This is a genomic window from Cellulomonas sp. C5510 (assembly GCF_019797765.1).
Classification (GTDB): Bacteria; Actinomycetota; Actinomycetes; order Actinomycetales; family Cellulomonadaceae; genus Cellulomonas.
In genome coordinates, this window is record NZ_CP081862.1 from 1,902,709 (window position 1) to 1,927,790 (window position 25,082).

19 protein-coding genes and 1 pseudogene are annotated in these 25,082 nt (G+C 76.1%); 14 read left to right on the forward strand and 6 right to left on the reverse strand.

All coding sequences use genetic code 11. The features are described 5' to 3' along the window. The first annotated feature begins 7 nt into the window (after window positions 1–7). From K5O09_RS08865 to K5O09_RS08880, 4 genes are read left to right on the forward strand one after another with little or no spacing between them, the layout of a single operon-like run. A complete protein-coding gene (locus K5O09_RS08865) occupies window positions 8–997 on the forward strand; it encodes an ABC transporter permease (protein WP_222172378.1) in 990 nt (329 codons plus the stop codon). Between the two features lie 9 nt (window positions 998–1,006). Continuing rightward, window positions 1,007–1,999, forward strand: coding sequence for an ABC transporter permease (locus tag K5O09_RS08870; RefSeq protein WP_222172379.1), 993 nt, complete (start codon window positions 1,007–1,009; stop codon window positions 1,997–1,999). After that, complete coding sequence (locus K5O09_RS08875; RefSeq protein ID WP_222172380.1) at window positions 1,996–2,907, forward strand: ABC transporter ATP-binding protein; 912 nt, start codon at window positions 1,996–1,998, stop codon at window positions 2,905–2,907. The genes K5O09_RS08870 and K5O09_RS08875 overlap by 4 nt, the downstream gene beginning before the upstream one ends. Next, window positions 2,904–3,800 (forward strand): ABC transporter ATP-binding protein, encoded by an 897-nt coding sequence (locus tag K5O09_RS08880; RefSeq protein WP_222172381.1) that lies wholly within the window; start codon window positions 2,904–2,906, stop codon window positions 3,798–3,800. Before K5O09_RS08875 ends, K5O09_RS08880 begins: the two co-directional genes overlap by 4 nt. Before the next feature lie 19 nt (window positions 3,801–3,819). Here the strand turns inward: K5O09_RS08880 and K5O09_RS08885 are convergent, their stop codons facing one another. Both K5O09_RS08885 and nhaA read right to left on the reverse strand, forming a co-directional pair. Next, a complete protein-coding gene (locus tag K5O09_RS08885) occupies window positions 3,820–4,935 on the reverse strand; it encodes an acyltransferase (protein WP_222172382.1) in 1,116 nt (371 codons plus the stop codon). Window positions 4,936–4,988: 53 nt separating this feature from the next. Further along, window positions 4,989–6,317 (reverse strand): Na+/H+ antiporter NhaA, encoded by a 1,329-nt coding sequence (nhaA, locus tag K5O09_RS08890; protein WP_222172383.1) that lies wholly within the window; start codon window positions 6,315–6,317, stop codon window positions 4,989–4,991. Window positions 6,318–6,500: 183 nt separating this feature from the next. On the opposite strand from nhaA, the gene K5O09_RS08895 reads away from it, so the two are divergent. Genes K5O09_RS08895 through K5O09_RS08905 form a run of 3 tightly spaced genes read left to right on the forward strand, consistent with a single transcriptional unit; the run spans window position 6,501 to window position 12,146 of the window. Then, window positions 6,501–8,003 (forward strand): DUF3375 domain-containing protein, encoded by a 1,503-nt coding sequence (locus K5O09_RS08895; protein WP_222172384.1) that lies wholly within the window; start codon window positions 6,501–6,503, stop codon window positions 8,001–8,003. Continuing rightward, entirely contained in the window at window positions 7,990–8,778 is a 789-nt protein-coding gene (locus K5O09_RS08900) for a DUF4194 domain-containing protein (protein ID WP_222172385.1), read from the forward strand. The genes K5O09_RS08895 and K5O09_RS08900 overlap by 14 nt, the downstream gene beginning before the upstream one ends. Continuing rightward, a complete protein-coding gene (locus K5O09_RS08905; protein ID WP_222172386.1) occupies window positions 8,775–12,146 on the forward strand; it encodes an ATP-binding protein in 3,372 nt (1,123 codons plus the stop codon). The genes K5O09_RS08900 and K5O09_RS08905 overlap by 4 nt, the downstream gene beginning before the upstream one ends. A 154-nt stretch (window positions 12,147–12,300) precedes the next feature. On the opposite strand, the gene K5O09_RS08910 is transcribed toward K5O09_RS08905, so the two are convergent. After that, entirely contained in the window at window positions 12,301–13,551 is a 1,251-nt protein-coding gene (locus K5O09_RS08910; protein ID WP_222172387.1) for an MFS transporter, read from the reverse strand. Window positions 13,552–13,670: 119 nt separating this feature from the next. Between K5O09_RS08910 and K5O09_RS08915 the strand changes: the two genes are divergently transcribed. The 4 genes from K5O09_RS08915 to K5O09_RS08930 all read left to right on the forward strand — a co-directional run bounded on the left by K5O09_RS08915 (window position 13,671) and on the right by K5O09_RS08930 (window position 16,924). Next, window positions 13,671–14,561, forward strand: a complete 891-nt coding sequence (locus K5O09_RS08915) for an SDR family oxidoreductase (protein WP_222172388.1) — start codon at window positions 13,671–13,673, stop codon at window positions 14,559–14,561. A gap of 128 nt (window positions 14,562–14,689) precedes the next feature. Further along, window positions 14,690–15,037 carry a hypothetical protein gene (locus K5O09_RS08920; RefSeq protein ID WP_222172389.1) on the forward strand — a complete coding sequence of 116 codons (348 nt, stop codon included), beginning with the start codon at window positions 14,690–14,692 and terminating at the stop codon, window positions 15,035–15,037. A gap of 23 nt (window positions 15,038–15,060) precedes the next feature. Further along, window positions 15,061–15,291 (forward strand): hypothetical protein, encoded by a 231-nt coding sequence (locus K5O09_RS08925; protein WP_222172390.1) that lies wholly within the window; start codon window positions 15,061–15,063, stop codon window positions 15,289–15,291. A 4-nt stretch (window positions 15,292–15,295) separates the two neighbouring features. Next, window positions 15,296–16,924, forward strand: coding sequence for a RecQ family ATP-dependent DNA helicase (locus K5O09_RS08930; protein WP_255596260.1), 1,629 nt, complete (start codon window positions 15,296–15,298; stop codon window positions 16,922–16,924). A gap of 50 nt (window positions 16,925–16,974) precedes the next feature. Here K5O09_RS08930 and K5O09_RS08935 read toward each other — a convergent pair whose 3' ends face one another. Further along, entirely contained in the window at window positions 16,975–17,430 is a 456-nt protein-coding gene (locus tag K5O09_RS08935) for a universal stress protein (protein WP_222172391.1), read from the reverse strand. A 156-nt stretch (window positions 17,431–17,586) separates the two neighbouring features. Between K5O09_RS08935 and K5O09_RS08940 the strand changes: the two genes are divergently transcribed. Together K5O09_RS08940 and K5O09_RS19545 are read left to right on the forward strand one after the other, a co-directional pair. Continuing rightward, entirely contained in the window at window positions 17,587–18,846 is a 1,260-nt protein-coding gene (locus K5O09_RS08940; protein WP_222172392.1) for a hypothetical protein, read from the forward strand. Between the two features lie 264 nt (window positions 18,847–19,110). Next, window positions 19,111–20,352: pseudogene (locus K5O09_RS19545) on the forward strand (D-alanyl-D-alanine carboxypeptidase family protein); the annotation flags it as partial. 87 nt (window positions 20,353–20,439) lie between these two features. Here K5O09_RS19545 and K5O09_RS08950 read toward each other — a convergent pair. Together K5O09_RS08950 and K5O09_RS08955 are read right to left on the reverse strand one after the other, a co-directional pair. Beyond that, entirely contained in the window at window positions 20,440–21,501 is a 1,062-nt protein-coding gene (locus K5O09_RS08950; RefSeq protein WP_222172393.1) for a YihY/virulence factor BrkB family protein, read from the reverse strand. Window positions 21,502–21,691: 190 nt separating this feature from the next. Beyond that, entirely contained in the window at window positions 21,692–23,518 is a 1,827-nt protein-coding gene (locus K5O09_RS08955) for a metallophosphoesterase (protein ID WP_222172394.1), read from the reverse strand. 146 nt (window positions 23,519–23,664) lie between these two features. On the opposite strand from K5O09_RS08955, the gene K5O09_RS08960 reads away from it, so the two are divergent. Next, a complete protein-coding gene (locus tag K5O09_RS08960) occupies window positions 23,665–25,011 on the forward strand; it encodes a cytochrome P450 (RefSeq protein WP_222172395.1) in 1,347 nt (448 codons plus the stop codon). Window positions 25,012–25,082 lie beyond the last annotated feature (71 nt).

A 25,082-nucleotide genomic window follows, 5' to 3' on the forward strand; every position in this document is an offset into this window, starting at 1 on the left:
CAGTGTCGTGAGGTACGTCCTGCGCAAGCTGGGCTTCTACGCCGTGGCCCTGTGGGCCGCCCTGACCCTGAACTTCCTCATCCCGCGGTTGCTGCCGGGCAACCCGGTCGACATCCTGCTGGCCAAGCTCCAGCAGCGTGGCGGCACGGTCACCCCGGAGACCCGCGAGGCGTACGCGCTCCTGCTCGGGGGCGACGACTCCATCCCGCTCGTCCAGCAGTACGGGCTGTACCTGCGCAACCTCCTGCGCGGCGACCTCGGAGTCTCCGTGTCGTACTACCCGGCGTCCGTCACCGACGTGATCTCGACCTCCATGCCGTGGACGATCACGCTGGTCGGGATCGCGACCGTGATCGCCGCGGTCATCGGCGTGCTGCTCGGGATGTTCGCGGGCTGGCGGCCCGGCACGTGGCTGGACTCGCTCGTGCCGGGCACCACCCTGCTGGCCGCCGTGCCGTACTTCTGGCTCGCCCTGATCCTCGTGTACCTGCTGTCCCGGACCTGGGGCCTGCTCCCGGGGCAGGGTGGCTACGACGTGGTGCTGGACCCCGGGTGGAACGCCGAGTTCATCGGCTCGGCGATCTACCACGGCACGCTGCCGGCGCTGACGATCGTCATCGCGTCGCTCGGGGGCTGGCTGCTCGGGATGCGCAACATGATGGTCTCGACCCTGTCGGAGGACTACATCCTCACCGCGCGGGCCAAGGGCCTGACCGACGGCCGCATCCAGCGGCACTACGCCGCGCGCAACGCGGTGCTGCCGTCCATCGCCGGCTTCGCGATCTCCCTGGGCTTCGTGGTGTCGGGCTCGGTGATCACCGAGCAGATCTTCTCGTACCCCGGCATCGGGTCCCGGCTGCTCAACGCCGTCACCAACAACGACTACGCGCTGATGCAGGGCGTGTTCCTGTTCATCACGCTGGCCGTGCTCGGCGCGAACCTGCTGGTGGACCTCCTGTACGGACTCATCGACCCCCGCACGCGGGCCAAGGGCTAGGAGACGCGCGTGACGAACCTGACCCCGGCCACCGAGCCGGACATCCTGGAGGCCACCGAGCAGCGCGCCGAGGCGGAAGCCGCCGGAGGTCACCGCCGCCAGTCGTCGTGGCGGCTGATGCTCCCGACGATGACGCCGTGGCTCGCCGTCGGCATCGTGCTGGTCCTCGGCATCGCCGTCTTCGGCATCATCGGGCCGTCACTCGTCGGCGACCCGAGCACCATCCGCGACATCGGCCTGACGGGCCCGTCCGGCGAGCACCCCCTGGGCACCACGCAGACCGGCCAGGACGTGCTGTCCCAGCTCGCGTGGTCCACCCGCGGGTCGCTGCAGATCGGCCTGCTGGTGGGCGTGCTCGCGACGCTGCTGTCCACCCTGGTCGGCATCTACGGCGCCTACCTCGGCGGCGTCGCGGACGAGGCGTTCTCCCTGCTGTCGAACGTGTTCCTCGTGATCCCCGGCCTGCCGCTGGTGATCGTCATCGCGGCGTTCGTCCCGCGCGAGGCCCGCGGCTGGTGGACGATCGGCATCGTCCTGGCGCTCACGAGCTGGGCCGGCTCGGCCCGGGTGCTGCGGGCGCAGACGCTGTCGGTGCGCAGCCGCGACTACGTCGCAGCCTCCCGGGTGTCCGGCGAGCGGTCCTGGCGGGTCATCACCGTCGAGATCCTGCCGAACCTGCTGCCGGTCATCGCGTCGCAGTTCGTGTTCGCGGTGATCGCCGGCATCCTCGCCGAGGCCGGTCTGTCGTTCATCGGGCTCGGGTCGTCCGGGTCGCAGACCCTCGGGACGATGCTGTTCTACGCCCAGAACGGCTTCGCGCTGTCGCTCGGCGCGTGGTGGTGGTTCGTGCCGCCGGGCCTGATGATCGCGCTGTTCGGCATGGGCCTGTCGCTCATCAACTTCTCGATCGACGAGGTCATCAACCCCAAGCTCAGGACCGTCCGGCTGCACCGCAAGCAGATGCGCCGCATCGCCCGCACGGAGAAGGAGGGCCGGGCATGAGCCTGCCGACGCCGACCACCGGCCGCCACACCGACGGGGCCACGGGCCGCCGCACCGTGCTGACCGTGCGCGACCTCGACGTGGTCTACGAGGTCACGCCGCCCGTGCACGCCGTGAAGCACGCCGACCTGGAGCTGCACGCGGGGGAGATCCTCGGGCTCGCCGGGGAGTCCGGCTGCGGCAAGACGACGCTGGCCTACGCGATCAACCGGCTGCACCAGCCGCCGGCCCGGATCGCGGCGGGCGAGGTGACGTTCCACGACCGGGACGGCACCGACGTCGACGTCCTGGGGCTGTCCGACGAGGCGCTGCGCCGGTTCCGCTGGGAGACGCTGTCGATGGTCTTCCAGGGGGCGATGAACGCGCTCAACCCGGTGACGTCCGTCCGGGCGCAGCTCGCGGACACCATGCGGGCGCACCGGCCCGGCATCGGCCGCACGGAGGTCGAGGCGCGCTCGGTGGAGGTGCTCGAGCGCGTCGGCGTCGACCCGCGCCGGCTGTCGTCCTACCCGCACGAGCTGTCCGGTGGCATGCGGCAGCGCGTCATGATCGCCATGGCGATGCTGCTCGAACCGCAGATCATGATCATGGACGAGCCGACGACCGCGCTGGACGTCGTGGTGCAGCGCGACATCCTGCGGGAGATCGTCCGCCTGCGCGACGAGCTCGACTTCGCGGTCGTGTTCATCACGCACGACCTGCCGCTGCTGCTGGAGATCAGCGACCGCATCGCCGTGATGCTGCGCGGGGAGATCGTCGAGCTCGACAGCGCCGACCGGCTCTACACCCACGCGCAGCACCCGTACACCCGCCGGCTCCTCGGCTCGTTCCCGAGCCTGTCGGGGGAGCGCGGCGACTTCATCCGCACAGGCGTGCTCGACGACGAGCAGGACGGAGCCAGCGCATGACCAGCGTCGAGGTGGTCGACCTGACCAAGGACTACACGATCCGCGAGGGGCTGCGGCGCTCCACGCTGCGGGCGGTCGACGGGGTGAGCTTCGACCTCGTGCCGCGCCGCACGGTCGCGCTGGTGGGGGAGTCGGGGTCGGGCAAGTCCACGATCGCGAAGCTGCTCACCCGGCTCGAGAAGCCGACGTCGGGCCAGATCCGGGTGACGCTGGACGACCGGACGCCGGTCGTCGGCTCCGTGTACCGCCGGCACGTGCAGATGGTGTTCCAGGACCCGTTCGCGTCGCTCAACCCGTTCCACACCATCGAGCACCACGTCGCCCGCCCGCTGCTGCTGCACCACCGGACGCGGGGCGCCGAGCAGACCCGGGAGCGCGTGGCGCAGATGCTCGAGCGCGTGAACCTCACGCCCGCCCACGCGTTCGCGCAGCGCCGTCCCCACGAGCTGTCCGGCGGCCAGCGGCAGCGCGTCGCGATCGCCCGGGCGCTGGCCCCGGGGGCGCAGGTGCTGATCGCCGACGAGCCCGTGTCGATGCTCGACGTGTCGATCCGGCTGGGCGTGCTCAACCTGCTGGCCCGGCTCCAGCGGGAGGACAACCTCGCGGTCCTGTACATCACGCACGACCTGGCGACCGCACGGCACTTCTCCGACGAGATCCTCGTGCTGTACCGGGGCCGTGTCGTGGAGCGGGGGCCGTCCGACGCCGTGATCCTCGACCCGCACCACGACTACACCCGGCTGCTCGCCCAGGCGGCGCCCGACCCGGAGCGCGTCGGCAAGGTCGTGGCGTCCGAGCTCGGGTTCGACCGCAGCCGGATCGACAACTCGCGGTGCTACGACCACACGACCGGCGAGTGGACGGTGCACCCGGGGGCGCGCGAGGCGGCGTGACGGGGCCGGCCCGGCCGGCTCACGCGGCAGGTTCGGGCGCCGCGGGGACGACCGCGTGCGCCCGGGCCGGCTCCGGCGTCTCCCACCGGCGCCGGAGCGCGGCGGCGGGGCGCTCGACCGCCCACCAGCTGACCGTCGCGGCCAGCAGGGTGAGCGCGGCGCCGAGCAGGCCGGCGCCGGGCGTGCCCGGGTCGCCGAGCCACTGCTGGATCGGCAGGTTCCACAGGTACGCCGCGTACGACACGGTGCCGAGCGCCACCAGCAGCCGCAGCGGCGCACGCGCCGGGCCGGACGGCAGGGCGGTGGGACCGGACGCGAGCAGCACCAGCGCGGCCGACACGGCGGCCGTCAGCGGGATGACGAGCAGGTACATCGCCGCGGTGGCGCTCAGCCCGGGCAGCAGCGCCAGCGCGGCCAGCACGGCGAGCAGCGCGACGCCCAGCGCCCGGCGCGACCCGCCGGTGCCGGGCAGCAGCCGGGCGGCGCGCTCGCGGCCCAGGCGCAGCCCGCAGCCGGCGAGCAGCGCCACGGACCAGGACGTGGGCAGCGCGTACACGCGCGCCACGTCCGGCCACTCGTACCCGATCGTGGCCGCGCACGCGGCGAGCGAGCCGAGCACCCCGACCAGCACGACCGCGCGAGCGGCCCGGTGCCGCCACGCGAGGGCGAGCACGAGGGGCCACAGCAGGTAGAACTGCTCCTCCGTGGCGAGCGTCCACAGGTGGAAGAACGAGCCGCTGCCGTGGGGCAGCAGGGGCAGGTTGCTCGTGTAGGTGAGGGCCGCCAGGACCGTCTGCCCGAGCAGCTCCCGGCGCCCGAGCAGCCCGACCGCGCCCTCGATGACGAGGTAGCCCGCGAGCACCAGCAGCAGCGGCGGCAGCAGCCGCAGCGCCCGTGCGCCGAAGAACCGGCCGTACCGGATCCGTCCGTACCGCTCCAGGTCGCGCACCAGCAGGCCGGTGATGAGGTAACCCGAGAGCGTGAAGAACAGCGTCACGCCCACCATGCCGGCGGACCCGAAGGTCGCCGAGTCGGCGTGGGTGAGCATGACGAGCGCGATCGCCACGCCGCGCAGCGCGTCGAGCAGCGGCCGCCGCGCACCCGTGATGCCGTCCGTGCCCCCGGGATCCCTCACGCTGCGTCACGTTATGCCCAGGATGTCCGAGTTGTGTGTATATGCCCGGCAGTTCACCCGTGCGGTGGACGGGCCGTGCCCGAGCCCCCGTGCGACCCGGCCGGCCGCACACCCGGGCCGGTCGTCCCGCCACCCACCGCGGGCTGCACCGCGTCGACCACGCCGTCGGCGTTCTCGTCCCGGGCCCGTGCCCGCCGCGCGTCCCGGCGCAGCAGCACCGCGGCGACCGTGGCCGACAGCGCCGTGCCCGCGAGCACCGCGATCTTCGCAGCCCCGGCCCGCCCGTCGTCACCCGCGAACGCGAGCTCGGCGATCAGGAGCGAGACGGTGAACCCGATGCCGGCGAGCAGCCCGACGGGCAGCAGGTCGCGCAGGCCCACGCCGTCCGGCAGCCGCAACGGCGTGGTCCGGGTGACCACCGCGACGGCGCCCACGATGCCCACCACCTTGCCCAGCACCAGGCCCAGCACGACTGCGGGCACCACCGGGTCGCCCAGGACGCCCGCGAGACCCGCGCCGTCCACGAGGGTGACGCCGGCGGCGAAGAACGCGAACAGCGGGAGCGCCACGACGGCCGACCAGGGCCGCATCGCGTGCTCGTACCGGTGCACCCGGCTGACGTGCTCGGCGTTCACCGGGCGCGCCGGGACGGTCAGGCCCAGCAGCACGCCGGCGATCGTCGCGTGCACCCCGGAGGCGTGCATGCAGGCCCACGCCACCAGGCCGAGGGCCCAGAGCAGCCACGGGTGCACGTACGGGGACCGGGCGACGAGCGCGAACAGCACCACGGCGCCGACGGAGGCCGCCAGCGGGCCTGCTGCCACGCCGTCGGAGTAGAACACCGCGATCACGACGATCGCGAGCAGGTCGTCCACCACCGCGAGGGTCAGCAGGAACGTCCGGATCGCCACGGGCAGGCCGCGGCCGAAGATCGCGAGGACGGCGAGCGCGAAGGCGATGTCGGTCGCGGTCGGCACCGCCCAGCCCGCGCGCGACGGGGCGTCCCCGGCGACGCCGACCACCGCGAGGTACACCGCGGCCGGCACGAGCATGCCGCCGACCGCCGCGACGACCGGCACCGCGGCCCGCCGCGGGTCGCGCAGGCTCCCGGTGACGATCTCGTGCTTCAGCTCCAGTCCCACCACGAAGAAGAACACCGCGAGCAGGCCGTCCGACGCCCAGTGGGCGAGGTCCAGGTCGAGGTGCCACGCCTCGACGCCGACGACCAGGGAGGACACCTCGTGGTAGGCGTCGCGCCACGGTGAGTTCGCCCAGACCAGGGCGAGGACGGCGGCGGCGATGAGCAGGGCACCGCCGGTCGTCTCGGCGGACGCCCAGCGGCGCAGACCGGTGGGGACGGGCGGGTGCGTCGGGTGGGGCATGGTGCTCCTCGGGGCGCGTCGCGTCCCCGCGTGGAGGGTCGCCGCGCGGGGAGCCGACCAGACTTCCCGGCACACCGAGAGTTCAGCCTAGACGGCGGCTCGCCGTGCCGCACCGGGAGTCCGGGAGCCGGACGGCAGGCGGGTGTCACGGCGCGCCCTCCGCCTCACCTACGCTGTCCGGCGATGATCACGCGAGCCGAAGGGGCGTACCAGGGCGCCGTCCGGGCCTTCCAGAACCCGATGCTCGACCTGCTGCACAAGCGTCACGCCCCGCTCGTGGTCTCGCTGCTGTCGCTCGTGTTCACGCCGGAGCGCCCGCAGGTGCCCGTCGCGGACGCCCACACCGAGGTCGCCGACGCGCTCGACCAGCTCCGCGCCGCGGGGTACGGGGACGACCTGCCCGCCGGCACCGCGCGCGACCTGTGCCGGCAGTGGGCCGACGCGGGCTGGCTGGTGCGCCAGGTGCTGGACGACGACGTGGAGACCTACCGGCTGTCCGCGCACGCCGTCGGCGCGCTCGAGGTCGCCGGCCGGGCGGGCGGCGCGCGGGCCCGGGTGTCCCAGTCCCGCGTCCGGACGCTGCTGGACGCCGTCGAGCACCTCGCCCAGGAGGCCGACCCCGACGTCCTCGTGCGGCTGTCGCGCCTCGAGGCGGAGATCGCGCGGCTGCGCGCCGAGGCCGAGCGCATCGAGCGCACCGGCGAGGTCGAGCGGGCCGACGACGAGCAGCTGCTCGAGGAGGCCGAGAACGTCCTGCACCTGGTGCGGGAGCTGCCGGCGGACTTCGCACGCGTCGCCGAGTCGATCAAGGCGATGCAGCGCGACGTCGTCACGGCGCTGCGCCAGGACGAGCGGCCGACGGGTGCCGTCCTGCGGGAGTACCTCGAGCGCGGCGAGCACGTCATGGAGTCCACCGTCGAGGGGCGCGCGTTCTCGGGCGCGCTGCGGCTCATCGGCGACCCGGAGCGGCTCGACGCGCTGTCCGCGCAGCTGGACGTGGTGCTGCGGCACCCGTTCACCCGGATGCTGCCCGCGCCGCAGCGAGCCGAGCTGCGCGACCTCGGGCGGCGCATCGAGCGGGGGCTCGAGCAGGTGTTCGCGGCGCAGCGCGAGGCGTCGGCCGTCATCACCACGCAGGTGCGGCACCACGACCCGCTGCGGGACCGGCAGGTCGACGAGCTGCTCCGGGACGTCATGACCGGGCTGCAGCACTGGGTCCCGGGGTCCCGCCGCGGCCAGAGCGTCGAGCCGCTGCGCCGGCTGCCCGTCGCCGAGGTCGAGCACCTGCGGCAGTCCGCCGGCGACCTGCGCCCCCCGGAGCCGCCCGCGCCGCTGCACGCCTGGGAGGACGACGACGAGGACGACGCCTCCGCGACGCTGGCCCGCGCGTGGGGCGGCCCGCACTACGCCGAGCTGCGCGCCCACCTCGCGGCGTGGTCCGCGCGGGACGGCGCGGCGGGGACCGGGGCCGACGTGGACCTGGCCGAGGCCTTCGGCGGCGCACCGCCGGACCTGCGCCGGCCCGTCGACCTGCTCGGCCTGCTCGAGATCGCCGACGCGGTCGGCATGACGGAGACGGGCGCGCTCGCGTACGTCGAGGCGCTGCGGCCCGACGGCAGCCGCCGGCGCTTCGCGTTCGAGGGCGTGACCACACGGATGGAGGACGGCAGCGATGACCGGCACTGACACGAGCGCGTCCCCGGAGGCCCGCGTCGCGGACGCCGACGACGAGCACGGCGGGCCCGGCGGCTTCATCCCGCCGGTCGCGATGGAGGACGACCCGGCCGAGCTGTTCGCGGGCGACTCCGGCACCCTGGACGCCGAGGTCCGCCGCGTCCTCGTGCGGCTGCTGCAGCGCCGGTTCCTCCTCGCCGAGCGGAACCCCGCGCAGTGGCGGACCCTGCTCGCCCACCAGCAGGTGATCGAGTCGCGCCTGCACGACCTGTTCGTGCACCTGGTCGTCGACCACGACCGCGGCATCGCGTACAAGCGGCAGGTGCGCTCCGCGGAGCTCGACGTGCCCGTGCTGCTGCGCGACGAGCCGTACAGCCGCGCCGAGACGCTCGTGCTGGTGCACCTGCGCACGGTCTTCCAGCGCGAGCGCGGCGCCGGGGAGAGCTCGGCGCGCGTCGACGTGGAGGAGCTCGAGCAGACCGCCCTGACGTACTACGACCCCGACGACACCAACGTCGCCTCCCGCCAGCGCGAGATCCGCGGGGCGATCGCGCGGCTCGCCAAGGAGGGCGTCATCGAGGAGGAGTCCGAGGGGCGCTACCGCGTGACCGCGCTGGTGGAGATCGTGCTGAGCAACGAGCGGCTGACGGAGCTGCGGGCGTGGCTCCGCAGCCCCGCCTCGTCGGCCCCGGAGGACGGGACGCCGGAGGCGCCGGACGACGAGGACGCAGAGCAGGACGACGCGGTGCACGACGCCGCGCCGCAGGACGAGGAGCCAGCCCGATGACCATGGTCGACACGCTCTTCGGCCTGATCCCGGCCGCCTCGACGGGCCAGCAGTGGCTCGCCCGGGACCTGCAGCTGGTGAACTGGGGCGGCTACGACGGACACCACCGGGTGCGCCTGGCGCCGACCGCGACGCTGCTGTCCGGTGGGTCGGGCTCCGGCAAGTCCACGCTGATGGACGCGTACATCGCGCTGCTCATGCCCCACACCACGCCGTTCAACGGGGCGTCGAACGGCGGCGTCGTCGGGCGGCCGCGCGGCAAGGACCAGCGCAACATCCTGTCCTACGCCCGCGGCAAGCTCGACGAGTCCCGCACCGAGGACGGCACCCGGCAGCGCGTGCTGCGCGGCGACGGCCAGGACACGTGGTCGGCGATCGCGATGACGTGGGCGGACCAGTCGGGGCGCGAGTTCACCGCCGTCCGCGCGTGGTACGTCCCCGCGGCCGCCCGGACGCTGGAGGACGTGACCGCCGTGCGGGCCACCCGCGAGGGCGGGTTCGACCTGCGCGACCTCGAGCCGGCGGCGGCCGACCGGTTCGGCCGGGGCGCCGTCACGGCGGCGGGTCTCGCGGCGTTCGACACCGACCGCGAGTTCACCGCCCGGCTGCACTCGACGCTCGGCATCGGCGCGACCGGTGACGGCGGCAAGGCCGTCGGGCTGCTCGGACGCATCCAGGCCGGTCAGCAGATCACCACCGTCGACGCGCTCTACAAGGCGATGGTGCTCGAGGAGCCCAGCACGTTCGCGACCGCGGACGCCGTCGTCGAGCAGTTCGACAAGCTCTCCGGCACCCGCGAGCAGATGATCACCGCGCGGCAGCAGGTCAAGGCGCTCGAGCCGATCCGCGCCCACCGTGCGGCCGCCGAGGAGGCCGCGGAGCGGCTGCGCGTCATCGCGTCCGTCGGGTCGTTCGACGACGACGCGTCCCCGGCCGCGCTGTGGCGCCACGACCGCCGCCTCGGCCTGCTGCGCGCCGTCGAGTCCGACCTGCAGCACCGGCACGACGGCGCGCGCCGGGAGGCCGACGAGCTCGCCGCGCGCATCGCCGCCGCCCGGGCAGAGCTGGAGGGCGTCAAGGAGACGCTGTGGGTGTCCGGCGGCGACCGGTTGGCCCGCGCCCAGCGCGAGCTGCGCGCCACCGACGACCGGCACGCCCGCGTCTCCGTCGCCCGCGCCCGCCTCGAGGAGGTGCTCGCCGACGTGCTCGGCGTCGGCGTGCCCACGGCGGCCGACTTCGAGGAGCTCGCCGAGCAGGCCCGCACCGCCCTGGCCGACGACGGCGCGAAGCAGGACGCTCGTGAGCGCCTCGGCGCGGCCATGGCCGAGCGCAAGGACGCCCGCGGCGAGCTGGCCGGCCTGCGCGCCGACCGGGCCGAGGCCGAGCGGCAGCAGGGCAGCATCCCGGGGGAGCTGCTGCGGGCGCGCGCCGCGCTGGCGGAGGCCGCCGGGCTGACGGTCGACGAGCTGCCGTTCGTCGGGGAGCTGGTCGAGGTGCGCACCGAGCACGAGCCGTGGCGGGAGGCGTTCAACCTCGCGCTCGGCGGGTTCGCCACGACGCTGCTGGTGGACGCCGCGCGTCTCGGGGCCTTCCGCCGGGCCATCGACGGCGTGCGGCTCGGCCGGCGACTGCGCTACCAGGGCGTCCCGACGGGGCAGCGCTCCGACGTGGCGCTGGACCCCCGGACGCTCCCGGGACGCCTGGAGCTGCGGTCCGGGCCGTTCGCGGGCTGGCTGCGCAACGAGCTCGCCGACCGGCACGCCTACGTCTGCGTCGACACGCCCGGCGAGCTCGCGCAGCACACGAAGGCGCTCACCCGCGCCGGCCAGGTCTCCGAGGGCCTGCGCGGCGCCCACGGCGGCCAGGGCCGCGCGAACGTCCTGGGGTTCACGAACGCCCGGCGCCTCGCCCAGCTCGACCGCGAGATCGAGCTGGCCGAGCGGCGCGTGGAGCTCGCGGAGCGCGACGTCGAGGCCGCGTCCGCCCGGCTGGACGAGCAGGACGCCCGCCGCCGTGCCCACGAGGCGGTCGTCGCTGTCACCTGGGAGCAGGTGGACGTCGCCGCGGTCGACGCCGAGCGCGCCCGCTGGACCCAGGTCATCGAGGACGTCACCTCCGGCAACCCCGAGGTCGTGCGCCTGCAGCGCCGCGCCGACGAGCTCGACGTGACCGTGGCCACGCTCACCGAGAAGCTCGGCCGCGCCAAGGGCGACGCCGAACGGCTCACGGCGTCCTGGTCGGACACCACGGACGAGGTCGACCGGGCCCAGCAGGCCCTCGACGACGCGCAGGACGCGGGCACGACGGCCGAGCCCGAGCAACGCGCGTACCTCGAGCAGCTGCTCGGCGGCGCCGGGGCCGACGTCCCCGCCGACGCCGCGCCCCTCCAGGCGCTCGCGGCCTTCGACGGCACCGTCACGCACGCCGCCGAGCTGCTCCGGGCGGACCGCCAGGCGGCGCAGGGCGTCGTGACGGCGTCCCGTGACGCCCTGCGCCGCACGTTCGAGACGTTCGTCGAGCGCTGGCCCGACCCGAACCTCGGCACCGACCCGGAGGAGTCGTACCGGGACTTCGAGCGCATCCTCACCGAGCTGGAGACCAGCGCCCTGCACGAGCTCGAGGCGGAGTGGCGCCGCAGCCTGCTGCGGTTGTCCGGCAACGACCTGACCGATCTGCACAACGCGCTCGCCCGGTCCGTGCGGGAGATCAAGGAGCGCATCCGCCCGGTGAACGACATCCTCGCGGACCTGCCGTTCTCCGACGACGACCACCGCCTGCGCATCGACGCCCGCGACACGCAGTCCACCGTCGTCGCCCGGTTCCGCAAGGAGCTGCGCGACCTGCGCGAGGAGCTGTCGACCGAGGCGACGGACGCGGAGCGCGAGCGCCGCTACCTGCGCATGGCCAAGGTCATCGACCGGATCCGCCGCACCGCCCCGGACTTCGCGGACCTCGTGGACGTGCGCCGCCACGTGCGCCTTAGCGCCGAGAAGACCGACCTGGACGGGAACCACGTCGCGCTCTACGACCACATCGGGGAGAAGTCCGGCGGCGAGTCGCAGGAGCTCGTGGCGTTCATCGTGGGTGCCGCCCTGCGGTACCAGCTCGGTGACGCCGGGGCCGAGCGCCCGCGCTACGCGCCGGTCTTCCTGGACGAGGCCCTCATCAAGGCCGACGCGCGGTTCACCGGGCGGGCGGTCGGTGCCTGGCGGGGCCTCGGGTTCCAGCTGGTGATCGGCGCGCCGAACGACAAGTTCAGCGCCCTGGAGCCCCACGTCGACCTGAAGTACGTGGTGCTGAAGGACGCCGCGGGACGCTCGCGCACCAAGCCGATCGCGGGGCTCCCGGACGCGCCGACGCCCGCCTGACGGGCGGCCCCCGCCCGCCTGGCCTCTCGCCCGGCCGCCCGGCCGCCCGGCTGCCCGCGAGAGGCCACCTCCCGGGGTGCGGCGCGGACGTGACGGCCCGGGTGCCGGCCGCTCGCCACCGTGCTGATGCGCGCGGGCCCTCCCGGCGGGCGGGTCAGCCCTCCGGCAGGGGCGCCTCGCGCTCGTCGGCGTGCGCGACGTGGCGGAGCTGGCGCCAGATCAGCACGACGAACAGTGCCGAACCCGCGAACGCGAACCAGAACGGCGCCGTCACGCCGTGCTGCTCCGCGAGCACCCCGCCCAGGCCGGACCCGAGGACGAGGCCGCCGAACACACCCACCGTGTTGACCGCACCCACCCGACCCTGGAGCGCCCGCGGGACGGCCCGCTGCCGCACGGTGACCGAGGTCGTGCCCCAGACGAAGGCGTGGGCGCCGAAGACGAAGAAGATGCCGAGCGCGACGGCCGGCTGCCGGGTCAGCGCCAGCCCGAGGTGGGTGAGCGTCTCCACCACCAGCCCGATGCGCATCAGGTTCCCCAGGGACACCCGGCGCGTGATCCAGCCGTACGCCGCGGTGCCGGCGAGCCCGCCGACGGCGCTGACCGTGGTGAGCAGGCCGAAACCCACGGCCCCGAGCCCCAGGCGCTGCGTGGCGTACAGCACCAGCACGGACCAGGCGGCCCCGAAGGTGATGTTGAACGTGAAGATCGTCAGCACGAGCGTGCGCACGGCCGCGTGGTGCCGCACCCAGCGCACGCCCTCGACGATGTCCCGGCCGAGGTGCTGCCGGACCGCCGGGTCGGGCCGGTGCGGCGGCAGGACGATCCGCGCGACCAGCACGGCCGCCGCGGACACGATGAGCGCCTGGCCCGCGGCCGGCCACGCGGCCCCGGCGGCGAACAGCGCAGCGCCGACGGGCGGGCCCGCGAGCTGGTTGAGCGTGATGAAGCCGGTCTGCAGGCGGGCGTTCGCCACGGCCAGGTCGTCCCGCGCCACGAGCATCGGCAGGAACGTCTGCGCGGCGTTGTCGGCGAACACCTCGGCGGTCCCCAGCAGGAGCAGCAGCCCCAGGACGAGCCCGACCGTGGCGTGGCCGCCGGCGACCGCGACGGCGAGCGTGGCGAGCACGACCGCGCGGGCCACGTTGACGACCAGCACGATCCGGCGGCGGTCCCACCGGTCGGCGAGCGCACCGGCGAGCAGACCGAACAGCAGCGGAGGCAGCCACTGCAGGGTCGCCCCCAGCGCCACGAGCCGCGCGTCCGAGGTCAGGGAGGCCACGAGCAGCGGCCCGGCGGCGAGCGCGATGCCGTCGCCCACGTTGCTGACCCACGACGACGCGAGCAGCCACCGGAACGGCACGCCGAGCCGCGGGGGCGCGACGGTGTCGACGAGGCGGCTCACAAGGGCGTGATGCTAGCCCCTGCCGGGCCCGGGCCCGGTGGCAGTCCGCCGCGGACGCGCCTAGCGTCGCGGGGGCGGGTCGGGTCGTGGCCCCCGGACGACAGCACGCGGGAGCAGCGATGTCCGAGAGCAGCACGCCCAGCACGCCCGCCGGTCCGGGGGGCTCCTCCGTCCCCGTCGGGTCGGCTCGGGCCACCGCCGACCCGACCGCGGTCCGGCCGCTCGCCGTTGTCACGGGCGCCTCCAGCGGGATCGGTCTCGAGCTCGCGCGCCGGTTCGCCGAGGAGGGCTTCGACCTCGTCGTCGCGGCGGACGAGGCCGAGCTGGCCGTCGCCGCCGACGCCCTCGCCGCCTTGGGCGCGGCTGTGCGCCCCGTCCGGGTGGACCTCACCACGGCCGAGGGGGTGGGCGCCCTCGCGGGGGAGGTGCGCGCGACGGGCCGCCCGGTCGACGCACTGGCCCTGAACGCCGGCACCGGTCGCGGCGGCGCGTTCGTCGAGACGCCGCTCGAGGACGACCTCGCCGTCATCGCGCTCGACGTGGTGGGCACCGTGCGGCTGGCGAAGGCGCTGGTTCCCGCCATGGTCGAGCGCGGGTCCGGCCGTGTGCTGGTGACCGCGTCGACCGCCTCGCTCATGCCCGGACCGGGGTATGCCACGTACGCGGCCTCGAAGGCGTTCGTGCACTCGTTCGCCCAGGCGCTGCGGCACGAGCTGGCCGGCACGGGCGTCACCGTCACCTCGCTGCTGCCGGGTCCCACCGACACCCGGTTCTTCGAGCGCGCGGGCATGGAGGACACCCCCGTGGGCCGTGGGCCGCAGGACGACCCTGCCGACGTCGCCGACCAGGCGTTCGAGGGCCTCGTGGCCGGCAAGGCGGAGGTCACCGTGCGCTCGCTCACGGCCCGGATGCAGACCGCCGCGGCGGCTGTGCTCCCGGACCGGGCGAAGGCCGCTGTGCACGCCGCGTTCACCCGGCACGCCGGGGGCGGTCGCGACGACGACGCCTGAGCCCGTCCGGTGGCAGGCCGCATCGCCCGCGCCTAGCGTCGGGAGGACGAGCGGCGGGACCGCCGCGGAGGGCCGGGGCGGTCCCGGCCCGACCGAGCCCGACGCGCGACCGACCGGGAGGACATGCCATGCCTGACGAGCCCACCCGCACCGACCTGCCCGTGCCCGACTACGACCACCTGCCGGTCGGGTCGCTCGGGCACCGGATCCGCAGCCTCGAAGCCGAGGACCTCGACGTGCTGCGTCGCTACGAGGAGGCGCACGCGAACCGGCCCGCGGTGCTGCAGATCCTCGACCACCGCCTGCTCGACCTGGCCGAGGGCCAGCGCCCGTCCGGCGGGGACCCCACAGCGCCGGCCGCCGAGCAGGCGCCGCCGCCGGCCGCCGGGAGCGCGGTCTCGCCGCAGACCGCGGGACCGGCCCAGAACCCGCCGTCGCACGGCGTGCCCACCAACCCCGCCCAGCCCCGCGGCTGAGCGCCCACCCCGGAGGTCACCGCATGTCCGCCTCGCAGGCCGACGAGCTCGAGCGCGCTCGCGTCACCGAAGAGCAGCCCCCGCCGCCGGCGGCTGCCCGTGTGCTGCTGTTCCTGTTCTGCTTCGCCCTCATGCTGGGCGGCTTCTGGCTCATGGGATTCGCCGTCGACCACGCGTCGATCACGGTGTTCACGGGGGGCATCGCCACGAGCGGGCTCGGGTTCTTCCTGGCCCTGCACCGCCCCCGGCGCTGAGCGCGTGGCTCCGGGCGCGACCGGCGTGCGACCGCCGGCGCTCGAGGACGCGGTCCGGCGGGTCCTCGGCGAGGGCAACCGCCTCCGGGAGGCGCAGCGTGATGCCCTGGACGGGTTGCGTGACCGGGACACCCTCCTGGTCGCGCGGTCGGGGGCCGGGAAGACGGCCGTCTACGCCATCGCGACGATGCTCAGCGGCGGTCGCCTGACGGTCGTCGTCTCGCCGCTGCTCGCGCTCCAGCGGGACCAGGTCGACGCGTTGCGGGAGACCGGGCTGCGGGCGGAGGCGGTGAGCTCGGCCCGGGGAGCGGCAGCCGTCCGGGACGCGCTCGGCCGCGCAGCCGCCGGGGAGCTCGACGTGCTGGTGCTCGGGCCGGAGCAGCTGGTGCGCGCGCCGGTTGCGGAGGCGCTCGACCGCGCACCGGTCGGGTTGGTCGTGGTGGACGAGGCGCACTGCGTGAGCGAGTGGGGGCACGACTTCCGGCCCGACTACGTGCACGTCGCCGCCACCGTCCGGCGGCTCGGCGGCCCCCGCGTGCTCGCGCTCACCGCCACGGCGTCACCCCAGGTGCGCCAGGAGATCGTCGACCGGCTGGGGATGACGGAGCCGCGGGTGCTGGCGCACGACGCGGACCGGCCCAACATCTGGCTCGGCGCTCGTCACGCCGCCGCACCGGGGGAGCGCGACGACCGCGTCGTGGAGGCCGTCCTCGGGCTGGAGGGAGCCGGCCTGGTCTACGGGCGCACACGCGCGCACGTCGAGGACCTGGTGTCGCGCCTCGGGGCCGCGGGCCGGCCCGCGCTCGGCTACCACGCCGGGCTCCCGGCGGCCGGGCGCGCGGCCGTCGAGCGCGCGTTCCTCCGTGGTGAGCACGACCTGGTCGTCGCGACGAGCGCGTTCGGCATGGGCGTCGACCGGGCCGACGTGCGGTTCGTCGTGCACGCGGGTCCGCCGACGTCGCTCGACGCCTACTACCAGGAGGTGGGTCGAGCAGGCCGCGACGGGGAACCGGCGTGCGCGGTGCTCGTCGTCCGGCCCGAGGACTTCGGCCTCAACCAGTACCTGCGCTCGGGTGGCGTCCCGCGCCGTGCCACGCTCGCGGCCGTGCTCGACGCCGTCGCGGACGGTGCCGTCGACCAGCGGACGGTCGTCGCGGGGTCCGGGTTGTCGGCCCGCACCGCCTCACGGGCGATCGGGGTCCTGCTCGACGCCGGCGCGCTCGACCGGGACGCGCGCGGCAGGCTCCGGTCGACCGGCGTCCCGGCCGCCCGGGTCGCCGAGGAGGCCGCGGCGCGGCACCAGGAGCGGCGCGCCGTCGAACGCTCCCGGGTCGAGGTGGTGCGCGCGTACGCGGACACCACCGACTGCCGCCGCCGGCTGCTGCTGGAGCTGCTCGGCGAGCCGCACCCCCGGCCGTGCGGCGCGTGCGACTCCTGCGACGCGGGCACGTCCGTGGTGGTCGAGGACGCGCCGGTGCACCCGGGTCAGGCGGTCGAGCACACGGAGTTCGGGCCCGGGCAGGTGTCGGTGGTCGAGGAGGACCGCGTCACGGTGTTCTTCGCCGGCCGCGGCTACGTGACGCTCGACACCGCGGTGGCGTGGGAGTCGGGACTGCTGCGCGCTCGGGGCTGACGTGCGTCCGCGACGGGCGTCGCCGGTCACCGGGACGGCGGGCCCCGCGGTCACGGCACGACCGTGACGGGCCAGCGCGCCCTGCGGACGAGCCGCACTGCCAGGGACCCGGCGATCCGGTGGCCGATGCTCGAGGACGAGCCCACGACCACGCTGTCCGCCCGGACCTCGTGCGCCACGGCCGACAGCACCTGGTAGGGGTCACCGGACCGGACGACGAGCTCCGCGGGGACGCCCTCCGCCGCGCCCAGCGCGACCAGGCCCTCGAGCTGTCGCTGCACGTCGTCCTGGTGCAGCACCGCCGCCGCGGTCCCCGCCCCCGTGCTGTCCATCAGCGACGCCAGGCCGCCGGCGGGCTCGCGTGCGTACACCAGGACGAGCCGGCTGCGCTGGCGGCGGGACACCCCCGCCGCGTAGGCCACGGCGCGCAGGGACGGGTCCGAGCCGTCCACGCCGACCACGACGGCCGTGGGTCCGTCGCGGCCGATCTCGAAGCCGTCCGGCACCGTGCCACCGCCCTCCCGTGTGTGCGGGCCGAGGCTATCGTCGGTGCGCGCCGGCAGGGTCGCCGTCCGCGCCGCGGGACGGACCGGTCCGGGCCCGCGGGTGTGGCCGGGTCGGCCGCGGTCCGGCATCGTGGACGCCGGGACGGAGGAGGACCCGTGGCAGACGCGTCGCAGGCGGACCCCGAGCTGGTGCGCGTGGCCGTCGACCTGTACGGCGTGCCGCCGGCGCGGTTCACCGCGCAGCGGACCGCAGCCGTGCGGGCAGCCCGAGCGGCGGGCGACCGCGACCTGGCCCGCGCCGTCGGGGCGCTCCGCAAGCCGTCCGCGGCGGCCTCGGCGGTGAACCTGCTGCTGCGCCACCACCCCGAGGACGTCGCGCGGCTGCTCGAGCTCGGCGTGCGCCTGCGGGAGGCGCAGTCCGCCCTCGCGGGCGCCGACCTGCGGGCGCTGCACGCGGACCAGCAGGGCGTCCTCGCCACGGTCGTGCCCACGGCGCTCGCCCTCGCGGCGGACGGCGGGTCCGGGCGCCCCGCGGCGGCCGCCCGCGCACAGGTCGAGGCGACGCTGCGCGCCGCGATGGGCGACCCGGACGCCGCGGGCGCGGTCGCGACCGGGCTGCTCGTGCGCGACCTGTTCTCCTCCGGGTTCGAGCCGGTCGACGTGGCCGGCGCGACGGCGGTGCCGGGAGCACCCCCGCTGGCGGGGGCACCGGTGCGACGCACGCCGCTGCGCGAGGTCGTCGCACCCGAGGCGCCGACCGCGGAGCCCGCCGGGGACCCGCCGCGGCGGCGCCGCGGTCGGCTGATCGCCGCGGAGGAGCCCGAGCGGTCGGTCGCCGGCGAGGTGCAGCCGGCCCGCGGTCACGCCGGGGCCGGTCACGCCGGGGCCGGGCGGGGCGGCGCCGGGCCGGTGGAGAGCGGACGCGAGTCCCGGGCGGGCCGCGCGCCGGTGGACGGACGCGCGGAGCGGACGGTCGGGCGCGACGTGGCACGGGTGTCGGGGGGCGGGCGCCGGGCCCGGCGGGAGCGGGAGCGTCAGGCGGAGCGTCCCCCGGGCCCGGGGCGCGCGCAGCGTGAGCGTGAGGCCGGCCGGCGCCGTGAGGTCGCCCGCCGGGCCGCCGAGGAGGACGCGACGCTGGCGCGCGCGGCCGTCACCGCCGACCGGGAGGCGCGCGATGCGGCGGACGCGCGGGTCGACGCGGCAGACCGCCGCGATCACGAGCTCGCGGGCGTGGTGGAGTCGACTCGTACCGAGATCGCCCGCCTCCGCGAGGTGCTCGCCGCAGCCGAGCGTGAGGCGCGGGACGTCGGGCTCGAGCTGCGGCGCGCCCGGTCGGCGCGCACCGCGGCGCAGCGGGCGCTCGAGCGGTCGGAGGCGCGGCTCCGGGCTGCGGAACGGGCACGCGACGAGACGTGACCCCCCGGGTGTGCCGGCTGTCCGCAGGCGCTGTCCGGCGGCGCCCCCGGTGGTCGGGGAGCCACCCGGTGGTCGGAGAGCCACCCGGTGGTCGGGGGGAGCACCGGGTGCGCGCCGGCGCCGGGGGGCCCTGCCCGTTGACACCCCTGCGGGCCCTTCCTAGCGTGGGCAGGGCGGGCCGCCGGGCAGGCCCGTCACGGGGCCGGGCTCCCGGTCTCCGCGTCCGTGCGGGACGCACCGCCCCGCGTACCTCCGGGAGCCGCGATGGTCGCGAGGTCCGGTCGGACGGCCCGCCACCGGCGGGTCGGGCGGGCGAGCCTCGGCGGGACCGCGGTGGCACTGCGCCGGGCGACCCGCGGTGCTGTGGTCCTCGGCGTGGCGGCAGCCGTCGGGGCCGGGGCGGGCCCGGCGCAGGTGGTGGCCGAACCCCGGCAGGCGGCGGCGGACCCGCCGCACGTCGCTGCGGTCACGCGGGCTCCCGCTCGTGCGACCGCCGTACCGGACGGCCCGCCGACCGCGACCCCGGGCCGGGCGGTCCAGGGCGGCGCCGACGCGTCCGGTCGGCGGCTCGGCGCGCAGGCGCGGGCGCTGGAGCGCGGCGTGACGACGGAGTCGCTGCTGCTGGCCCGCGCCGCGCTGGACGCCGCCGACGGTGTCGACCCGCTGCGGACCGCACCGCAGCCCCGTGCCGGTCTCGCGGAGCTCGACGCGGCGGTCGCCGCTCTCCGGGACGCCTCCGCCGCCCTGGGCGGGGCCGTCCCCGTGGCCCGCCCGGTCCCCGTGCAGGCGTCCGCGGGCACGGCGTCGGACGCCTCCGTCGCGGACCCGGGGCCCGCCGCACCGGATGCAGCCGTGCGCGTCGCCGCGGCCGCCACCACGGGCGAGCGGGTCGCCGCCGCGGCGGACGTGCGCGCCGCCGCCGCCGACGTGTTCCGGCTGTCGCTGGCGGTCGAGCGTGCCGCGCCGGTGCCGGGGGATGACGCGCCCGCGCAGCGGCTCGCCGCCCTCGAGTCCGCGGTCGCGGACGCCGGGCGGCTGGCGGAGCAGCTCGCGCGGGCGGACCTCCCGGCGGGGAGGACGGGCGACGGCGGGACCCCAGCGGCTGCGTCCGGCCCGCTGCGCGCCGACGGCACCCTCGACCCCGCGCTGCTGTGCCCGGTGCCCTTCGCCGAGGGCGCGCGCCTGCGCTGCGACGCCGCCGACGCGCTCGTCGCGCTGAACGCGGAGTTCCGCGCGGACCACGGCGGCGACCTGCCGGTGGGGGACACCTACCGCTCCTACGCGGCGCAGGTGGACGTCCGGCAGGCCAAGGGTGCGCTCGCCGCCACCCCGGGCCGGTCGCACCACGGCTGGGGGGTGGCGGTCGACTTCCGCGGGTTCGGCGGCGTCGGCCGCTTCGACTCCCCGCTGTACCGGTGGATGGCCGAGCACGGTCCGGACCACGGGTGGGTGCACCCTCGGGAGATGGGCCCGGACGGCGCCGGGCCGCAGGAGCCGTGGCACTGGGAGTACGTCGGCAGCCGCAGGGCTGAGGGGCCCGCCGCGCAGGGGGGCGCGGGGTCGGCGGCGCGGGGCCGGGCCCCGCCGGCGGCCTCAGCGGGGCCGGCGACCCGCGCGCGACTCCCGCAGCTCGCGTCCCCGCCGGACGTCCTCCTCGGCCTTGGCGCGACGCTTGTCGCTCGCCCGGGTGTCGCGCGGCGGGAGCTGGATCGTGCGCTCCGCCGCGATGCCGCCCTGCAGCTCGCGGCCCCGCTCCACCTCGGCGTCGAGCTCGGCGCCGAACAGCAGCGCGAGGTTCGTCAGCCACAGCCAGAGCAGCAGGATGATCACCCCCGCCAGCGAGCCGTAGGTGCTGTCGTACGAGGCGAACGTGGACACGTACAGCCCGAACCCCGCCGAGGCGAGGACCCAGACGACGACAGCGACCCCCGCACCGGGGCTGATCCACCGGAACGTCGGCTGCTGCACGTTGGGAGTCGCGTAGTAGAGGATCGCGACCGCGAGCACCACGAGGACGAGGGCGACCGGCCACTTCGCGATGCTCCAGACGGCGACGGTGACGTCGCTGACTCCCAGCGCGTCGCCGACGGCCCGCGCGACGTCACCCGACACCACCAGAGCCAGGACGACGGCGACAGCGAGCAGCACCAGCACCACGGTCACGAGCAGCAGCACCGGGCGCAGCTTCCAGATCGGCCGGCCCTCGTCGATCTCGTACACCCGGTTCATGCCGCGGCTGAAGGCCGTCACGTACCCGGACGCCGACCAGAGGGCGAGCACCAGCGACAGCACGAACGCGAGTCCGGCCCCGGGGCTCGCGGCGATCCCCGAGAGGATCGGGTCGAGTGCATCAGCGGCGCCCTCGGGCCCGGACTCGCGGACAGTGCGCAGCACGTCGTCCACCAGCTGCTCGCCGTCGCCGACCAGGCCCAGCACGGAGACGAGGGCCAGTAGGGCGGGTGCCAGCGCCAGCACGGCGTAGTAGGTGAGCGCGGCGGCGAGGTCGGTGCACTGGTCGTGCTGGAACTCCCGGACGGTGGTCCGCAGCACGTAGCGCCACGACCGCGGCGTGAGGTCGTCGGGGGAGTCGGGCTTGCGCGGGTCGTCCGGGTCGGGCGTGCCGGTCCGTTCGCTGCTGGCGTCGTCCTGCGACACAGGTCCTCCTGCGGGTGCGTGCGGCGCGCGACGGGTGCCGCGCGCCGGGCCTCGGTCGTGTGGGCACTCGTCCCGCGCCCGACGCCAGCGTCGCCCCGGCCCACGGCTCCCGCCACTGGTGCGGTCGCCCGCTGCGCGACGCGCGGCGGGCGGGACGGCAGGTCTCCTGGCGGGGCCGGGGCTGGTGCGGTCAGCCGGCCGGAGGCTCCGTGAGGTCCTGTGTGGGCGTACCGGCGGGTGCCTCGTCCTCGTCGGCCTCCGGGTCCGGGTCCGGCACGACGACCGGCCAGCGTTCCCGGTCGTGGACGGTCGCGCTCGCGTCGGTCCCGATCTCCACGAGCTGCCAGTCGAGGATCCGGCGCGAGTCGGGGTCCCAGCGCAGCAGCGTCATCTCGGCCGTGCCCTTGAGGGGGCCGATGCGGGGCTCGTTCTCCTGCGCGCCGGCGGTCGACGACGAGATGTAGCGGATGCCCTCGCCGACCTGCTCCGGGTCCGTGCGGGTGTGCATGTGGCCGGACACCAGGGCGGGCACGCAGCCGTCGGCGAGCATCGCGGGCGCCGAGCGCGGGTTGTGGAACAGCACGAGGTCGACCCCGGCGTCGTCGTCGCACGCGACCTGCGACAGGCGGGCGCCGACGTCGGCGTACGACTCGTCCTGGGTCTGCTCGACGATCAGCCGGGTCGCCTTCGGGTCGTGGTCGCCGAGGATCCGCAGGCCGCGGGCCTCGATCACGCCGCCGTCGAGCACGGTGGCGCCGGCGCGGGCGTACTGCGCGGTGGTCTCGGCCGAGTCGTGGTTGCCGGGAGCGGTGATGAGGTCGACGCCGTCGGGGATGGCCCGCGCGAAGGTGCTGACGCAGTACTGCTCGACGGAGGTGCCGTTCATCGTGGTGTCGCCGGCGTCGAGCACGATCTGCGCCCCGGACATCTCCGCCATCGACGTGATGAGCGGGGCCATGCCGACGTTGCAGTGCAGGTCCGACACGACGAGCAGCGTGATCGGCTCGGCGTCCGGGTCCTCCGACGGCGACGGCGCGGGGGATGCGGGCGACGCGGACGCAACGGGCGACCCGGACGGGCCGGGGGACCCGGACGGGCGCGCGCTCGGGCCGGCGCTCGGTGACGGCCGGGCCGCGGCGGCTGCCTCACGGTCCTCCCAGTCGGCCCACGCGGCGACGAGGGAGTCGTCGGCCTCCTGGTAGAACTCGTCGTTCTCGCGCAGCGCCCGCACGACCAGCCCGCCGTAGGTGTCGACGATGCCGCCGAGCCGGCCGGTGATGCGCGCGCCCTCGAGCGGGGTGCCGTCGAACACCGCGGACGCGGCCTGGGTGTCCTCCTCGGTCCGCGCGCGGTCCTCGTCGCTGGACGTCAGCAGGGCGCCGACCAGCACCACGGCCGTGGCGCCGCCGACGAGCTGCCGCCGGTGCGGCGCGATCCGTGCGCCGAGCTCGTGCCGCCGGGCGGCGCCCAGCAGCGCCCGGCCCCCGAACCACACCGCGAGCAGGACCGCGAGCGCGGCGAGGGCCCGCCGGCCGGCGTCCGCCGCCAGGGCACGAGCCGCGTCCTCGACGGTGGCCTGCGGACCGGTGAAGAACTGCAGGTACGCGTTGAGGTCGCCTGTGAGCGCCTGCAGCGTGTCGACGCCCTGCAGCGCGTCCACGTCGGCCGGGATCTCCTCGACGACCACCCGGGTGCCGAGCCCGAGCGGCAGCGGCGAGTCGATCCGCAGGGTGCCGAGCGGCCCGAGGTCGAACGTGATGGTCGAGTCCGTGGTGACCTCGTACCGGGCCTCGTGCGGGCCGAGGCTGAGGTCGGCGGTGGCTGTCGTCACGCCGAACCCCAGTGCGACCAGCACCGCGACCAGCGCGAGCAGGGCACGGGGCAGCCACCGGCGGGCGCGTCGGCTCGACGGGCCGCGGCGGTCCGGGCCGGCCGCACGGGGCGTGGCGGGTGCCGGTGGCAGCGGGCCCGGGGACCGGTCGGCGGGCCCGGGGGCGGGGATGCTCGGTTCTGACATCGGCTTGAGCCTAGACGCGCAGGTCCGGGCCGTCGCGGCGGTCCCTCGTCGCGTCACTCCCGGTGCGGGGCCCGGTGGGCCGTGCTACGCCTGGACGGGCGCCCTCCCCGGTGGGTGCTCGCCACCACGACCGCGAGGAGCTCCCCGTGCCCGATGCCCGCGCCACCGCCCCGCCGACCGCACCCGGGACGGTCAGCCCGCGCACACCCGTCGACCTGGGCGTCGCCCGCAGCATCGCGGTCGCCGGGCGGGTGCTCGGGCCCCTGGTCGCGCAGGGTGCCATCGTGCGCCGGCCCCGCGTGACGGCCTGGGCGGAGCGCCGGCAGACGGACCGCACCGCGACCGCGGTGCTGCGTGGGCTGCGCGACGAGCACGGCGGTGCGCCCGTCGTGCTGGATCTCGGCCCGAGGCGGATGGTCCTCCCGCTGCATGCCGACGACGTCGGCGCCCTGCTCGCGGGGTCCCCGGAGCCGTTCAGCCCCGCGTCGCGGGAGAAGCGCGCGGCGCTGCGGCACTTCGAGCCCGACGCCGTCCTCATCCAGCCGTCGGACCGGCGCCCGGAGCGCCGCCTGCTGAACGAGCAGGCCCTGGACACGTCCGAGCCCGTGCACCGTGACGCCGAGGCGCTGCTCGCCGCGGTCGACCGGGAGACGCAGGCGCTCACGGCGCGGGTCGGGACGACGGGGGTCCTGGACTGGCCGGCGTTCGCCCCCGCGTTCTGGCTGATCGTGCGGAGCGTCGTGCTGGGCGCGGGTGCACGGGACGACGAACGGGTGACCGACGTCATCTGGGCGCTGCGCCAGGACGCGAACTGGGCGTTCCTCAAGCCCCGCCGGTCCCGCCTGCGGCACGAGCTGGCCGAGCGGTTGCGCGCCTACGCGGACCGCGCCGAGCCCGGGAGCCTCATCGCGCGCGCGGCGCAGTCGTCCGCGGCTCCCGACCCGGCGGGCCAGGTGCCGCAGTGGCTCTTCGCCTTCGACGCCGCCGGCGCGGCCGTGCTGCGCGCGCTGGCCGTCGCGGCCTCGCGCCCCGTCGTGCGGGAGCGGCTCCGCTCGGAGGCGGCCTCGGGCGCCGCGATGCAGCCGTACGCCCGGGGAAGCGTCCTGGAGTCGGTGCGGCTGTGGCCGACGACGTTCGTCGTGCTGCGCGACGCCACGGCGCCCACCGTGTGGGGCTCCCGGGAGCTGTCCGCCGGGACGGGGTTCGCGGTGGTGAGCGCGTTCGTGCACCGCGACCCCGAGCGGCTGGGCTTCGCGCACGGGTTCGAGCCGGAGGCGTGGCTGGACGGCCGCGCGGACGCGGACTGGGGCCTGCTGCCGTTCAGCGGCGGCCCGGTGTCCTGCCCCGGGAGGAACGTCGTGCTGCTGGTGGCAGGACGGCTGCTCGCCGGCCTCGCGGAGCTGGACCTGGCGTTCCCGCGGGCGCGCTACCTGGCGCACGACCCGCTGCCGGCGACGTTCGACCACTACGGCGTGCGGCTGCTGGGCCGCTGACCTGGGCTTCCGGTCCGCCGGACCGCGGCCGGAATAATCCGTGGCGCCTCTGCGCTCTACCCTGCGAGACT

What these genes read in the sequence shown, in the direction of transcription:
- K5O09_RS08875 (WP_222172380.1), top strand. Translation starts at nt 1,996, where the DNA reads ATGAGCCTGCCGACGCCGACCACCGGCCGCCACACCGACGGGGCCACG.
- K5O09_RS08880 (WP_222172381.1), top strand. Translation starts at nt 2,904, where the DNA reads ATGACCAGCGTCGAGGTGGTCGACCTGACCAAGGACTACACGATCCGC.
- nhaA (WP_222172383.1), bottom strand. Translation starts at nt 6,317, where the DNA reads ATGCCCCACCCGACGCACCCGCCCGTCCCCACCGGTCTGCGCCGCTGG.
- K5O09_RS08895 (WP_222172384.1), top strand. Translation starts at nt 6,501, where the DNA reads ATGATCACGCGAGCCGAAGGGGCGTACCAGGGCGCCGTCCGGGCCTTC.
- K5O09_RS08900 (WP_222172385.1), top strand. Translation starts at nt 7,990, where the DNA reads ATGACCGGCACTGACACGAGCGCGTCCCCGGAGGCCCGCGTCGCGGAC.
- K5O09_RS08905 (WP_222172386.1), top strand. Translation starts at nt 8,775, where the DNA reads ATGACCATGGTCGACACGCTCTTCGGCCTGATCCCGGCCGCCTCGACG.
- K5O09_RS08915 (WP_222172388.1), top strand. Translation starts at nt 13,671, where the DNA reads ATGTCCGAGAGCAGCACGCCCAGCACGCCCGCCGGTCCGGGGGGCTCC.
- K5O09_RS08920 (WP_222172389.1), top strand. Translation starts at nt 14,690, where the DNA reads ATGCCTGACGAGCCCACCCGCACCGACCTGCCCGTGCCCGACTACGAC.
- K5O09_RS08925 (WP_222172390.1), top strand. Translation starts at nt 15,061, where the DNA reads ATGTCCGCCTCGCAGGCCGACGAGCTCGAGCGCGCTCGCGTCACCGAA.
- K5O09_RS08955 (WP_222172394.1), bottom strand. Translation starts at nt 23,518, where the DNA reads ATGTCAGAACCGAGCATCCCCGCCCCCGGGCCCGCCGACCGGTCCCCG.